Annotated in this window: 10 protein-coding genes; 8 read left to right on the top strand and 2 right to left on the bottom strand. The window is 44.8% G+C overall.

Features of this window, described 5'->3' with window-relative positions; translation table 11 throughout:
* Positions 1-379: 379 nt before the first annotated feature.
* Entirely contained in the window at positions 380-1,501 is a 1,122-nt protein-coding gene (hemW, locus tag ACJ751_RS25675) for a radical SAM family heme chaperone HemW (protein WP_407748392.1), read from the bottom strand.
* Positions 1,502-1,556: 55 nt separating this feature from the next.
* On the opposite strand from hemW, the gene ACJ751_RS25670 reads away from it, so the two are divergent.
* The 8 genes from ACJ751_RS25670 (at position 1,557) to gldN (ending at position 12,702) form a co-directional block, all read left to right on the top strand.
* The gene (locus ACJ751_RS25670; RefSeq protein ID WP_407748391.1) at positions 1,557-3,425 is read left to right on the top strand and encodes a hypothetical protein; all 1,869 of its coding nucleotides are present in this window, start codon (positions 1,557-1,559) and stop codon (positions 3,423-3,425) included.
* A gap of 61 nt (positions 3,426-3,486) precedes the next feature.
* Positions 3,487-4,557, top strand: coding sequence for a DUF4271 domain-containing protein (locus ACJ751_RS25665; RefSeq protein WP_407748390.1), 1,071 nt, complete (start codon positions 3,487-3,489; stop codon positions 4,555-4,557).
* 25 nt (positions 4,558-4,582) lie between these two features.
* A complete protein-coding gene (locus ACJ751_RS25660) occupies positions 4,583-5,383 on the top strand; it encodes a uroporphyrinogen-III synthase (RefSeq protein WP_407748389.1) in 801 nt (266 codons plus the stop codon).
* 211 nt (positions 5,384-5,594) lie between these two features.
* The gene (locus tag ACJ751_RS25655; protein WP_407748388.1) at positions 5,595-7,682 is read left to right on the top strand and encodes a thioredoxin domain-containing protein; all 2,088 of its coding nucleotides are present in this window, start codon (positions 5,595-5,597) and stop codon (positions 7,680-7,682) included.
* A 153-nt stretch (positions 7,683-7,835) separates the two neighbouring features.
* Positions 7,836-9,110, top strand: a complete 1,275-nt coding sequence (locus ACJ751_RS25650) for an SUMF1/EgtB/PvdO family nonheme iron enzyme (RefSeq protein ID WP_407748387.1) — start codon at positions 7,836-7,838, stop codon at positions 9,108-9,110.
* Positions 9,111-9,243: 133 nt separating this feature from the next.
* Positions 9,244-10,011 carry a gliding motility protein GldL gene (gldL, locus tag ACJ751_RS25645; RefSeq protein WP_407748386.1) on the top strand — a complete coding sequence of 256 codons (768 nt, stop codon included), beginning with the start codon at positions 9,244-9,246 and terminating at the stop codon, positions 10,009-10,011.
* 79 nt (positions 10,012-10,090) lie between these two features.
* Positions 10,091-11,644, top strand: a complete 1,554-nt coding sequence (gene gldM / locus ACJ751_RS25640; protein WP_407748385.1) for a gliding motility protein GldM — start codon at positions 10,091-10,093, stop codon at positions 11,642-11,644.
* A gap of 23 nt (positions 11,645-11,667) precedes the next feature.
* The gene (gldN, locus tag ACJ751_RS25635; protein WP_407748384.1) at positions 11,668-12,702 is read left to right on the top strand and encodes a gliding motility protein GldN; all 1,035 of its coding nucleotides are present in this window, start codon (positions 11,668-11,670) and stop codon (positions 12,700-12,702) included.
* Between the two features lie 392 nt (positions 12,703-13,094).
* Here gldN and uvrC read toward each other — a convergent pair.
* Positions 13,095-14,835 (bottom strand): excinuclease ABC subunit UvrC (uvrC, locus tag ACJ751_RS25630; RefSeq protein WP_407748383.1); only part of this gene is annotated, 1,741 nt, incomplete at its 5' end.

Here is a 14,835-nt window from a genome sequence, read left to right as displayed (position 1 = left end):
CCTTACGGCGACTAATACTTGAATGATGCCTTTCTCTTTAGGACCATATGGAATTACTGCAATGCTGGTACTGGCCGGTATTGTTATCATCAACGAGGTAATAAAACTCGTTAAAAAAGACCATCATTCGGCTTAAACAGGCGTAACATATTGATTATCTATAGCGCCCCGTTTACCGGGGCATTTTTATGCCTTCTAATTTACTGATAGTGAAGGAATTGCAAGCGCTTCTTCGCAACTCCTTCGCAACTCCTCTTAGACAGCGCTTAGGCTTCTTCGCAAATTTGCGAAGAACTTGCGAAGGTTTTGCGAAGGAGTGTAAGCTGTGTCTTTGCTCAGTCCCGTATCCCATCCATCCCATTGATCCCACAATCCCAGTTCAGACAAATAGCGCTGCCGCTATCCCATCAGCAAACAGCTTCCCCTCTTTGGTCAGCTGCAGGTGATTATTATAGAACTGCATTTTGCCGCTGTCGATAAAAGACTGGGCGGCCCGTTGTAATTGATTTGCTTCCCTTTCCCCAAACCGGCTTACGACCCAGCCAATATCCAATCCTTCAATAGTGCGCAGCGAGGTCATAATGTATTCGTTTAACCGTTGGATATCGGTAAGGTTTTCTATTTCAAGCGGCACCTTATTTTCCTGTAGTGACTGTATGTACAACGCGTTGTTTGAAATGTTCCATTGCCGGGATTTACCATTAAAAGAATGGGCGGAAGGGCCCAATCCCAGGTAAGAAGCGCCTTGCCAGTAAGAGCTGTTATGACGGCTGCGCATCCCGGGCTGGGCGAAATTCGAGATCTCGTAATGCTCATAACCGGCTTGTTGCAACCAATCCATCAGTAATAAGAACTGGCGGGCCTGGTCATCGGTATTTACATCGGTGGTTTTGTGTTTGCTGATCATGGAAGCCAGGGCGGTGCCCGGTTCTACAGTCAACGCATAACAGGAAATATGCGGAACCCCTATAGCAATGGCCTGTTGCACATTGTGCTGCCATTTCTCATCGGGCAGGGTAGGACCGCCGTAAATAAGATCGATAGTGATATTAGGAAAATACTTTATGGCCATTTGTAAATTGTCTATTGCCTGTTGAGCAGAATGCGCGCGGTTCATCCAGCGCAGGTCCTCCTCAAAAAATGATTGTACGCCTATGCTTAACCGGTTAACGCCCGCCTGTTTCCACTCCAGCAGCTTTTGTTCATTGATATCGTCGGGATTCGCTTCCAGCGTGATCTCGGCATTGGCCGCCACCTGAAATTGCTGGTGCAATGCCTGCAGAATAGCCGACAGTTCTGACTGCGTCAGCAGGGAAGGGGTGCCGCCGCCAAAGTAAATGGTGTTCACCTTTTCCGATGGCAGATAATTCTTTTGCAGGCTTATTTCTTTCAATAAAGCATCTACAAATTCGTTCTTTAGCTTCAATGAGGTGGAGAAGTGAAAGTTACAGTAATGACAGGCCTGCCTGCAAAACGGGATATGTAAATAAATGCCTGCCATCGTATTCCGTATTTTTTTTCGAATATTACAGTTTAAATAATTGTATAGGGTCAATATGGCAAAGATAGTGTCATATAACAAGTATTTTGACGCTTCTCACTGCAGCAGGCGGTTTCCATTGCCCCCGTTCAACCGGGTTAGTCGGGCGGGCATTGCCCATTGCCTGTTGCCTGTTGTATTGCTCGTTCTCCCTTTTTTGCTGCCCGCGCAATACCGGTTACAAATAAAAGCCATTGATAAAGATCCGGTTTTCATCTCTTCAACCCTGCGGCTGGATTCTAATTTCAAAAACCAGGAACTGGCTAAGGAGTATATCAACAAACTACCCGAACTGCTGCAGTCAAAAGGCTATCCCGCCGCTTCCATCGACACTGCTTATTATGAACCCAACAGGGCGGTTTGTTCCCTGTATGTGGGCGAAACCTTTCAATGGGCCCGTTTGCACGTTGATTCGGCCGATAAAAAACTGCTGGATGTCATTAACATAAATGCCCAAAAACAGGCAATGAGTTTTGACCAGGTGCTGGCCGCCCAGCAAAAACTGCTCGATTACCTGGAGAACAACGGGTATCCGTTTGCAAAGATCAAACTCGACAGCATCACCTTTATAAACAAGCAGCTCGAAGCTTACCTGAACATCAATAAAGGGCCCCTTTACAAGATCGATAGCATCCGTAACCTTGGCAACGCCAGTATTTCTGCCACCTTTTTACAGCGCTACCTTGGCATTATGAATGGCAGTTATTACAAAAAGGAAAAGCTGATAGCTGTTAGCAAAAAGCTCAACGACCTGGGGTATGTGGAAGAAAAACAGCCCTGGAACCTGACCATGCTGGGAACCGGCTCAATATTGAATGTATACCTGGCGCCCAAACGCAGCAGCCAGATCAATGTGCTGGTGGGTTTTTTGCCTGCCAGTACCCAAACCCTAAACAGTAAACTGCAGGTAACGGGGGAAGCCACTATTAATTTGAAGAACTCACTGGGTGGTGGAGAAACTATTGGCATAAACTGGCAGCAGTTACAGGTTAAATCGCCCCGGCTCGACCTGTTATTTCAGCAACCCTACCTGTTTGGTTCGCCCTTTGGCATGAACGCCAGTTTTAATTTATTCAAGAAAGATAGCTCGTACGTAAATATCAATATGCAAATAGGAGCGCAGTACGCCATTTCAGCAAGTCAGGGTGGAAGTGTGTACATCCAAAGTTTTCAAACCAATGTACTGGCAATAGACTCCCTTGGAATTGCAAGAAATCACGTGTTGCCTGAGCAGGCTGATATCAGGTCGGTGAACCTGGGGTTGAATTACGAATGGTATAATACCGATTACCGGTTCAACCCCCGCAAGGGAAATGAATGGCTGATAAATGTAACGGCAGGATCGAAAAAGATAAAAAAGAACCCGCAGATCCTGAATTTGAAAGATGAAAGCGATCCCAGCTTCGATTTCAACAGCCTGTACGATACGGTACAGCTGAACAGCTACCAGTTCAAACTAAAGGGTTATATGGCGCATTATTTTAAATTGACCCGGTTCAGCACCCTTAAAACAGGCGTAAATGGCGGTTGGTTCCAAAGTCCGGCCATTTTCAGGAACGAATTATTTCAGATTGGTGGATATAAATTATTGCGTGGTTTTGATGAAGAAAGCATTTTTGCATCACAATACGCAATTGGCACCCTGGAGTACCGTTACCTGGTTGGGCGAAATTCGTACCTGAGCTATTTTTTTGATGGGGGATGGTCGAAAAACGCGAGTGTATATGCCCGAACCAGTAACTATTATTGGGGCACAGGGATTGGGATGGCGTTTGAAACAAAAGCGGGTATATTTAATTTGTCGTATGCGGTAGGAAAGCGCGATGATGCAAAGTTCAACCTGCGACAATCAAAGATCCATATTGGCTACCTTAATTATTTTTGAGCATAAATACATTTCTGGCAATGCCGGCACTACAATATTTTTGCATACCCAAAAGTTCCCTGTGAAGAAATTCATTCTACTCGCTTTTTGTTGTTGCTTAATGATAGTGTCGCTTGCGCAAAGCGGAAAAGATACTATTCCTTCCCGGGAACAACGTGATACGCCCGGTATTAAAAGAGATACCACTGTCAGGAAAAAAGACACGGTTACCCGGAAAAGAGACACCACTAATCATGCATTGGTCGATACGGCGCTTACCGCTACTCAGCCCGATACGGTTGACAGCGTTAAAACCGCACGCCCGGCAGTTGCTTTGTCACGGCCTGATTCGGAAATACCGGTGGCCAGTGTAGCAAAAGAGGAGGGGCCCGAGCCCAAACCCACCCTGGTGGGTTTTCAAAATGCACTACGCGATCATCCTTATTATAACTTTTACGGAAAGGGCGTGTTGATTACCGAACAGCTGAAAAAGGAAAGCCGGGACGAAAGCATGTTTTACTTTCTATGCCTCCTGTTGTTCTTTTATGGGTTCATTCGCGTCGCCTTCCTGAAGTACCTCGATAACCTCAACACCTTGTTTCTCAGGGTTACTATGCGGCATCAGCAGATCAGGGACCAGGTACTGCAATCGCCACTGCCTTCTTTATTTCTGAATATCTTGTTTGTTATTTCCACGGGACTGTTCCTGAGTTTTGTGGCCGACTATTATAATATTGTACCCGGAATGAACCGGTGGCTGCTGTTGTTTTATTGCTGTGTGCTGCTGGCTACTATTTATATGGGTAAGTTCATTCTGCTTAAAATGGTAGGCTGGATGTTCAATATCAGGACGGCGACCGATACCTACATCTTTATTGTTTTCCTGGTAAACAAGATGCTGGGCATCTATTTATTACCGGCTTTGTTGTTCATGGCCTTCGCAAAAGGGCAGTTTTTGACAGTATTAATGACTTTGACTTACTTCTTTATTGTTATATTATTTATTTACCGGTTTATAATAGCGTACAGACCAGTAAGAAATGAGATTAAACTCTCAAGATTCCATTTTTTTATTTACCTTTGCGCCTTCGAAATAGCACCCCTTTTATTGATTTACAAGGTGTTATTGATTTTTGTGGAAAGAAGTTATTAACTTTGCAAATCCATACGTAGCTAATATGGTCAAAAACGGGGCTAAAAACGTAGCAACAGCTACAAACACCATTAAAAAAATCCTGATTACTCAACCCAGGCCGGAAACCGATAAATCACCGTACTTTGAACTTGCCAAAAAGTACAGTGTTGAATTGGAGTTCCAGCCATTTATACGTCTTGAAGGCATTCCCTCCAAAGAGTTTCGCAAGCAAAAGATAGAGATCCCAAATTATACAGGCGTAATATTCACCAGTCGCAACGCTATTGACCATTTCTTCCGCATTTGCGAGGAAATGAAGATCAGCATTTCGCAGGATACCAAGTATTTCTGCATTACTGAAGCCGTTGCCCTGTACCTGCAGAAATTTATCCTTTATCGCAAGCGCAAGGTGTTTTATGGTGCCGACAGTACGAACAAGAGTATGTTTGATGTGATCAACAAACATAAGGAGAACGAGAAGTTCCTGTACCCTTGTTCCGAAAATCAGCAGGATAATGAAATTATCAACTGGCTCAAGGCAAACAATTGTGAATTTGCCACCCCATTCATGTACCGCACTATCAGCTGCGATGTGAAGGACCTGTTGACAAGAACTGAATACGACATCATTTGCTTTTTTACCCCCAGCGGCGTAAAAAGTCTTTTCGATAACATCCCAGCCTATCAACAGAACGGCACCCGCATTGGCGCGTTTGGCAGCAATACTTCCCGCGCCGTGGAAGACGCCGGTTTAACGCTGGATATTAAGGCGCCGGCGCCACAGGCCCCGTCTATGGTAGCGGCGTTGGAGCAATATCTGGCAATGCATAATAAAAAGAAATAGTTGATGAGTTGACCAGTTAACAAGTTGACGGGTTAACCAGATAAATACAAATAATTAAAGGCATCCCGATAACCCGGGGTGCCTTTGTTTTTTCACCCCCCGGAACACGATTTGCAATTATAGCCGGCTTAGGCATTTTCATTAAATAGTGATTTACCACCATTTTACGGTTTCCTTTTAAACTTATATTTGAAATCCGCTACTTTTAAGCATGGCAAAACACACAAACAGGCTGGCAGAAGAAACGAGTCCCTACTTGTTGCAACACGCCCATAACCCCGTTGACTGGTATCCCTGGGGCGATGAGGCGCTGGGCAAGGCAAAACAGGAGGACAAACCCTTATTGGTTAGCATTGGGTATGCTGCCTGCCACTGGTGTCATGTTATGGAAAAAGAGAGCTTTGAAAATGAGGAAACGGCTGCCCTTATGAATGAGCATTTCATCAATATCAAGATAGATCGCGAAGAGCGGCCCGATCTTGATCATATATATATGGACGCTGTGCAGGCCATGACCGGCAGCGGCGGCTGGCCCCTGAACATCTTTCTTACCCCCGACGGCCGGCCTTTTTATGGCGGTACCTATTTTCCACCAAAAGCCATCTATAACCGGCCTTCCTGGCAAGAGGTATTAACAGGCGTGGCCAATGCCTGGACCGAAAAACGGGACGATATCGACGCCCAGGCCACCAATTTAACCGGACATATAGTACAATCCAACTCCTTTGGCCAGCAGGCTATGGATGGAGACATTAATATAGAAGCGCTTTTTTCGCAAGAAAAGGCCGATACCATGTTCAACAACATCATGGGTACGGCCGATAAAGAAGAAGGTGGTTTTGGGAATGCCCCCAAATTTCCCCAAACTTTTACAATTGGGTATTTGCTCCGCTATTTCCATAAAACCGGAAACGAGCAGGCGTTGGCGCAGGCCTGCCTTAGTCTTGATAAAATGATCCAGGGCGGTTTATATGATCATCTCGGCGGTGGTTTTGCCCGGTACTCAACCGATAAGGAATGGCTGGTGCCGCATTTTGAAAAAATGCTCTACGACAATGCCTTACTGGTATCGGTGCTGTGCGATGCCTTCCAGCTGACCCAACAACCGTTGTACAAACAGGCGGTGGAGGAAACACTCGCTTTTGTAGAAAGAGAATTGTTTTTCGGTAACTCCCCCTCCACCGGAGGGGGCCGGGGGGAGGTCGGTTTTTATTCAGCCCTGGATGCCGACAGCGAAGGGGTAGAAGGGAAGTTCTATGTATGGAGCAGGGCAGAAATAGCAACCGTTTTACAACAGGACGCAGCCATTTTCTGTGCTTTTTATGATGTTACCGAAGCCGGCAACTGGGAGCATACAAATATTCTGAACATCCGTAAACCGCTGAAACAGTTTGCAATTGACAATAATATTCCGGAAAATACACTGCAGGAGTTATTACAGCGAAGCCGCGAAAAGCTGTTGCAACACCGCGCGGGCCGCATAAGACCCCTGCTCGATGATAAGATCTTGCTGGGCTGGAATGCGCTAATGAATACTGCTTACAGCAAAGCGTACAGTGTATTTGGCAACCCGCATTATGCCCGGGTGGCGCAGGAGAACATGGAATTCATCATGAACCGGTTCACCCGGAATGGCCAGGAATTTTTTCATACCTATAAAAAAGAAGTAGCCCGATACCCAGCCTTTTTGGACGATTACGCGTATTTAATACAGGCGTTGATCCATTTGCAGGAGATCACAGGTAATGCAGATTACCTGTATCAGGCAAAATCATTAACTCAATGGGTAACTGACCAGTTCAGCGAGGAGGGCACCGGTTATTTCTTTTATACTCACAAAGGGCAGCAGGATGTAATTGTGAGAAAAAAAGAAGTGTATGATGGCGCAATTCCCTCAGGAAACGCAATAATGGCTTTTAATTTGCAGTACATGGGAGTTGTTTTTGATATGTCCGGTTGGAAGGAAAGGGCCATTAAAATGTGCGCAGGACTACAACAGGCTGTACATCGCTATCCGGGTTCTTTTGGTGTATGGGCAGGTATGATACTATCAATTGCAGGGGGAGTAGAAGAAATAGCCATTATTGGAAAAGACGTTGAATTGGTAAGGCGCGAGCTTTTGCAGCATTTTATCCCGTTCCGGGTTCTTCAGTCTGCCCCCCAGGCAAATAATGATTTACCCTTATTAGCTGGTAAACCACCTACCCCTGATACGCAAATTTACTTATGTAAAAACTACCAGTGTAGCGCCCCTGTTGAAAAAGTAGCTGATCTGATCCGTCTTCTGAAAAATGTGTAAAATTTAAAATTTTGGGGATACAATAATCCAATTTCCGGTATCGTTTACATGTAAGCTTATATCACGTAATTGCAGTTTTAAAAAATAAATTCTATTCTTGTGATGAAGTCGGTAAAACATTATTTTTGCCCAATACCCTTTAATATTATGAAAATGAAGAACCTATCCGCCTTAACAGCGCTGGTGGCTCTGATGGCTACCGGATGTGGCAAAGTAGGAAAATCCTCAAAAGGCGTGCCCAATGACGGTCAGTTGCATGGCGTATCCGCGGCTGCAAAGTACAATTTGACCAGGCCTCCAGGAATGGTATATATACCACCAGGGACGTTCCACATGGGACCTAGCGATGAGGATGTAAACTACGCTTATACTGCCCGTAACAAGCAAATTTCCATTAATGGTTTCTGGATGGACGCAACCGAGATCACAAACAACGAATATCGTCAGTTTGTGCAATGGGTTCGCGACTCTATCGGCGCCACCCTGCTTCAGTATGGTAAAGAAGTGGATGGTACCTTCTCCGTTGACTGGAAAAAAGCGAAAACCATTAAATGGGATGATAAAGCAACTATCGAGAAGATCGATCAGCTGATCCTTTCGCCTGAAAACCGCGTTTTCGGCAAAAAAGAGATCGATCCTTCAAAGTTGATATACCATTCAGAAGTATTTGAGCTGAAAGAAGCTGCTCAGCGTGAAAACGCCGGCAAGCCCCGCTCTCAGTTCATTGTAAAGAAGAATGTGCCTATCTATCCTGATACCCTGGTTTGGATTCGTGACTTCTCTTACTCGTACAACGAACCAATGACCAAGAGGTATTTCGTTCACCCTGCCTTCGGCAACTACCCTGTAGTAGGTGTGAACTGGAAACAGGCAAGTGCATTCTGCGAATGGAGAACTCACTACCTGAATTCTTTCCTTGAATCCAAGAAAAGACCTACCGAATCAGATTTCCGTTTACCAACAGAAGCAGAGTGGGAATATGCTGCCCGTGGCGGTCGTTCTCAATCAATGTTCCCCTGGGGTAACTATTATCTGAGAAATAAGAAAGGTTGCTTACTGGCCAACTTCAAACCCGGCCGTGGTAACTATCCTGAAGATGGAGCTTTCTATACTGCCCGTGCAGATGCATATTGGCCAAACGACTTTGGTTTGTATTGCATGGCCGGTAACGTATCGGAGTGGACTTCATCTCTGTTCTACGAAGGCGCTTACAATTTCCAACACGATATGAACCCAGACATTCGTTTCGATGCCAACGACGACGCACCTCCACGTATGAAACGTAAGGTAATCCGCGGTGGTAGCTGGAAAGACGTAGGTTTCTTCCTTCAAACGAGCACCCGTAATTATGAATACATGGATACGGCTAAGTCGTACATTGGCTTCCGTTGTGTGATTGATTTACCTGCAATGCAGAAGAAACGTTAAAATCTATTTAAGAGTAAAATTTTTTAACGGCTGATCCGTTTAATTAGAGATTGATTTAACAACAAAATCAAACTGGTATTTTATTCTCTCAACCCTTTGAAAATCCGTTTTCTAAAAATTAAAATTTAAAGTTATGGCTGGAGTTTCTAAATCAACTGAAAGACTGGTAAACGTAATCGTATGTATGGGTGCTGCTGTCGTTATCTTCGGTGCCTGGCAAAAAATTACCCACCAGGCGCTTGCTGACTTTTTCTTAACTGCAGGTCTTATTACTGAGGCTGTGATCTTCGTAGTATATGCATTCTTACCCCCTCCCGGATCAGAAATGCATGCAATTGCTGAAGCATTACCCAAATTAGCTGGTGGCGTTTCTTCTGGCAACCCCGCTATCGCTAAAATGGACGAAATGTTCCTGGAAGCTGATATCACACCTGCAAACCTTGCCCGTTTAAGTGAAGGTTTCAAAAAATTAGGTTCAACTGTTACTAACATAGCTGATGTTTCTGATGTAGTTAAAACTACCAGCGACTATACAGCAAAAACAAAAGAAGTAACTATCGCTCTGGATAAAATGAAAGACGTTTATCAAGGCGCTGCTGCTTCAGTTTCAAGTTTCAACAGCGCTGCTGACGGCACAAAACAGTTCCACGAACAAGTTCAGGTGCTGACCAAAAATTTAGGTTCTCTGAATGCTATTTACGAACTGGAATTACAGGATACTAACAACCACCTGAAAGCTATGAATAGCTTCTACGGTAACCTGGTACAGGCTTCACAAACCATGCAAGGTAGCGTAGATGATGCTAAGAAAGCTCACGAACAGATCTCTAAACTGGCAGGTAACCTGAGCCACCTGAATACCATTTATGGTAACATGCTCACTGCTATGCAGGGTCGTTAATCCCGGCGGTATCCATATCCGTATCTAAATGCAATCAGATTTAGTGAACAAAATTGTTTAAACTAGAAAAACCTAAACCATGGCTTTACCTAAAGAGCCGAGGCAGAAGATGATCAACATGATGTACCTGGTGCTTACAGCCCTGCTGGCACTCAACGTATCATCAGAAATCCTCAATGCCTTCGTTACAGTAAATGGCAGTATCACCAAGTCGAATGACTTGATCGCTGATAAAAACAAACTGACCTACGAGTCGTTTGCCGAAAAATTAAAAGACCCTACAACGCATGCTCAGGCCGAAGCCTGGGCGCCTAAAGCTGATGAAGCTAAAAAGCTGTCTGCTGAGCTGTTTGGTTATATCGAGCAACTGAAAGCAGACCTTGAAAAGGCTGCCGGTACGCACGAGAATCACCTGACAAACAAACAGGAGATCAATGCTGATAACCTGGACGCCGCTATCCGTTTAATGGATAAGGAAGGAAAAGGTAAAGAGCTGTATAGCAAACTGGGTGATTACAAAAAACAAATGTTAGCCCTGTTAGGTAATGATGCTAAAGAAGTTGATCACTTCGACAAAGCGCTGCCTATTGATCTGTCAGTGCCTGCATCTAAATCCGGTAACAAATATGGTGATGATGTAAATGGCTGGATCCAAAGCTATTTCCACATGACCCCTGCTATTGCCGCTTTGACCATCCTGAGCAAATTTCAGAATGATGTAAAGAATTCTGAAGCACAGTTAGTTGATTATTTCCACTCAAAAATTGGTGAAGTAAAGCTGGTTTATAACCAATTCCAGGCTATTGCAACATCAAATACTACCTATGCCATGCCTGGCGATCCTGTTGAGATCACTGCTGGTGTAGGCGCCTTCAGTGACGCTGCAAAACCAAAGATCTCTATCAATGGTCAGTCAATGCCAATTTCTGCCGAGGGTACTGCGATCTTTAAAACAAGTGCAAGCGGAACCGGTGAGCACAGTGTAAATGTAACCATCGATTTCAACAAACCAGATGGTACAGTAGGACACGTTGTTAAAACGATCAAGTATACAGTAGGTGTTCCTTCAGGAGCTTCTATTTTCCTCGAGAAAATGAACGTACTGTACATTGGTGTTGAAAACCCGCTCACCGTTTCTGGTGGTAGCGTAGGTGCTGAAAAAACAAAAGTAAGCTTTGCCGATGGTTCTATTACAAAAGCAGGTGGCGACCGCTACATTGCCAAACCTAATAAACCCGGTATGTCTGAAATCGTTGTAACTGCAGAAGGCAAATCCTTTAAATTCCCAATGCGTTTAAAATATCTGCCTCCGCCAGCAGCGTTCATCGGTGCTAAAAAAGGTGGAAACATTTCTTCTGCAGAATTTAAAGCAGTTGGTGCAGTTATCGCGAAACTGGAAGAAAGTGACTTCATGGCTCCTTTCCAGGTAGTTAGCTACCGTATCGGTGCTGTAGGTGGCCCCATCCAGTTATACCGTGAAGCTACTAACGAAGGAAACCGCTGGAGCGGTCAGGCTGCCAGCCTCGTTCAAAGTGCTGGTCCTGGAACAAGGATCTTCATCGACGCTATCAATGTTATTGGACCTGATGGCCGTAAGCGTGAGATCCCAGGCATGCAATTCAGCCTTAAGTAAAACATTATAAAAACAGGGAACAAATGAAGAACCGTATTATAAAACTGTGTTTGTTGCTGACTGTGATGGTATTTACTGCCAACCTAGCAGACGCTCAGGTAAAAAAGCCTAACCGGCCTGCAAAAAAACGTGCTGGCGCAGTAAAGAAGAATGCTGTGAAAAGTAAGAACAAACCTACTGCCGCAGTAGCGCCACCACCGGTTGACACTGTAAAACCAGCTCCGCTTGAGGCCAAGTTGGACATTCCGCCGATCAAGAAATCGCTGCGTAATGACAATGCCATCGAGCGTAACCTGGTAAAAGACCGGATTCCATTAGCATACGAACACATCCGGGAAGATGATGCTGTGTATATGCAACGGGTATGGCGTGAGATTGATGTTCACGAGAAAATGAACCTGCCTTTCGTATACAAAGCAGAAGGCGACCAGGGTAATGAACGGTTCATTTATATCCTGTTAAACGCTATCAAAAACGACAGTATCACTGCGTTCTCATCAGATGACGACCGGTTTACTACGCCTTTACCTTTCAAGGATATCGTGAAAGGACTGGTTGGTACGCCTACCATCATCCAGGTTCCCGACTTAACAAAGGATCCTGACGGTTCTAAAGGGATCATGCGTGATACTACCATCGTACAGGAGTTCAATCCTGATAAAATAGAAAGATTCTGGATCAAGGAAGACTGGGTATTCGATAAAGAATCTTCGCGTATGCAGGTGCGTATCCTCGGGATCGCCCCGCTGAAGACCATTACCAATGACGATGGCTCTTTCCGCGATGTAACCCCCATCTTCTGGGTATACTACCCCGATCTTAGACCCATCTTTGCTAAACACGAGGTGTACAATGGTAAAAACTTTGGCGCCCGTATGAGTTGGGAAGAGTTGTTTGAGAGCCGCATGTTCGCAAGCCGCATCATCAAATCAACTGTTAACAACCCCAATGATGAGTTCATCAGATCGTACATTAAAGATCCCATCCTGGCGCTGTTAGAAGGCGAAGACATGAAGGAGCGGATATTTAACTACGAGCAGGATCTTTGGTCATACTAAGATTTGACATCTTTATAATTAATTATAACTAAAAAGGGTATCGTAAATTTACGATACCCTTTTTAGTTTAATGCATTAAGCCATTGTAAGACATGTGAAAATCGGAGTCGCTGTATAAACATTATATCAAGATTTTTTTTAAAAATACCCACTATCAGGTATTGTTTTGTGCCGCCTATTCACTATTTTTACAATGGTTTTTCATAGGATATTGGATTTTAAAAACGGGGCTGGATGTCTATCCGGGCCCCTTTTTCTTTTTAGACCCCTGAGCGTCCGCGTGTCGCTGAAGCTTTAGTGGAGGCGCAAGCCGAAGGGTCTGCTAAAATGCATTGAGCGCAGTCGAAATGCATGTATTAATTAGGATCTGACATTCGCGAGCTTTATACTTCTTACTTCGTATTTCCTGCTTCAGCCTGATCGGGTTTATCAAAGTAATTCCTTATCAAAGTAGCTTTTGCATTACCTACGGCGCCACTCAACTCCTCCAGGCTCAATTCTTTTACTCGTTTAACCGATTTAAACTCTTTCAGTAATTGTTCCGCCGTGTGCTGACCAATACCCTTTATTTGCTCCAGTTCGTTCCTGAAAGTGCCCTGGCTGCGTTTATTACGGTGAAACGTAATCCCAAAACGGTGCACCTCATCGCGAATGGAGCGGATCAGTTTCAAACTATCGCTGTTGTAAGGCAGCTTAACCGATTCCTTATCGCCCGGGAAAAAGATCTCCTCTTCATTTTTTGCAAGTCCTACCATCGTCATTTTGCCCTGCAGGCCCAATTCGTTGATGCCTTCCAGTGCGGCGCCCAGTTGTCCCTTGCCGCCATCGATGATCACCAGTTGCGGAAAGGGCTGCTGTTCTAATTGTAATCGTTTATACCGCCGGGTTACAGCCTCTTTCATGGTGGCAAAGTCATTAATGCCCTGCACCGTTTTTACATTGAAGTGGCGGTAATCCTGTTTACTGGGTACGCCGTCTTTAAAACAAACCATAGCCGATACGGGGTAGCTGCCCTGGAAGTTGGAGTTATCGAAACATTCAATATGAACGGGAATAGCCGGTAATTGCAGGTCATGTTGTATTTGTTCCAGCACCCGGTGTTTGGTAGATGCATCCTTACCATCGAGCTTCAGCATTTTCCGCTGCCTGATCTCTTCTTTGAAATAGTTCACATTCAGCGCGGCCATATCAAGCAGTTTCTTTTTATCACCGGCTTTGGGCACGGTAAGCACTATTTCCGGTTCATCATATTCAATCTCAAACGGAACAATGATCTCGGGACTCTGGCTATTGAATGTGGAACGCAGTTGCGCAATGGCAAATGATAATACTTCTTCAATTGGTTCATCGAGGTGGGTTTCCCATTGCGATGTATGGGTTTGTACAATGGTGCCGTTCTGCATCATCAGGTAAGTGACATAGGCTATATCTCCATCGCGTAAGATCGAGAACACATCCGCATTGCCCAGGTGCCTGCTTACGATCACCGAACGGGCGTCGTACTCTTCGAGGTGTTCAATTTTTTTATGCATTATCTGGGCTTTCTCAAACGCCAGGTTTTCGGCGGCTTCCTTCATTTCTTTTTTGTAATGATTGATCACCGGTCCCAGGTTGCCCTTGAGAATATTCCGTAACTGCATTAATCCATCCCCATATTCTTCCTCGGTTTGATGGCCTTCACAAGGTCCCTTGCAATTGCCCAGGTGGTATTCCAGGCAAACTTTGAACTTGCCCTTTTGGATGTTGGCGGGGGTGAGGTTCAGTTTACAGGTGCGTAACTGAATATTGGCCTTTACAAAATCAAGCAGCTCCCGCACCTTGGCTACCGAGGTAAAGGGACCCAGGTATTCCGAGCCGTCGTTTATTTTACGTCGGGTAAGGAATACGCGCGGGAAATTCTCTTTTTTGATGACAATGTAAGGATAGGTCTTATCATCTTTCAGGTTGATGTTAAAACGCGGCTGAAACTGTTTTATCAGCGAGTTCTCCAGCAGGAAGGCATCTTGCTCACTTGGTACAATGGTGAATTCTATGCGCCTTATACGCTGAACCAGCTCATGGGTCTTATAGGAGGTGAACGTTTTGGTAAAATAAGAGCTCACCCGTTTGCGGAGGTTCTTTGCCTTACCTACG

The organism is Niastella sp., assembly GCF_045805085.1.
In the GTDB taxonomy this organism is placed as follows: domain Bacteria; phylum Bacteroidota; class Bacteroidia; order Chitinophagales; family Chitinophagaceae; genus Niastella.
Note: the sequence above shows the minus strand (reverse complement) of the source record. Positions and strands in the feature narration are given on the sequence as shown.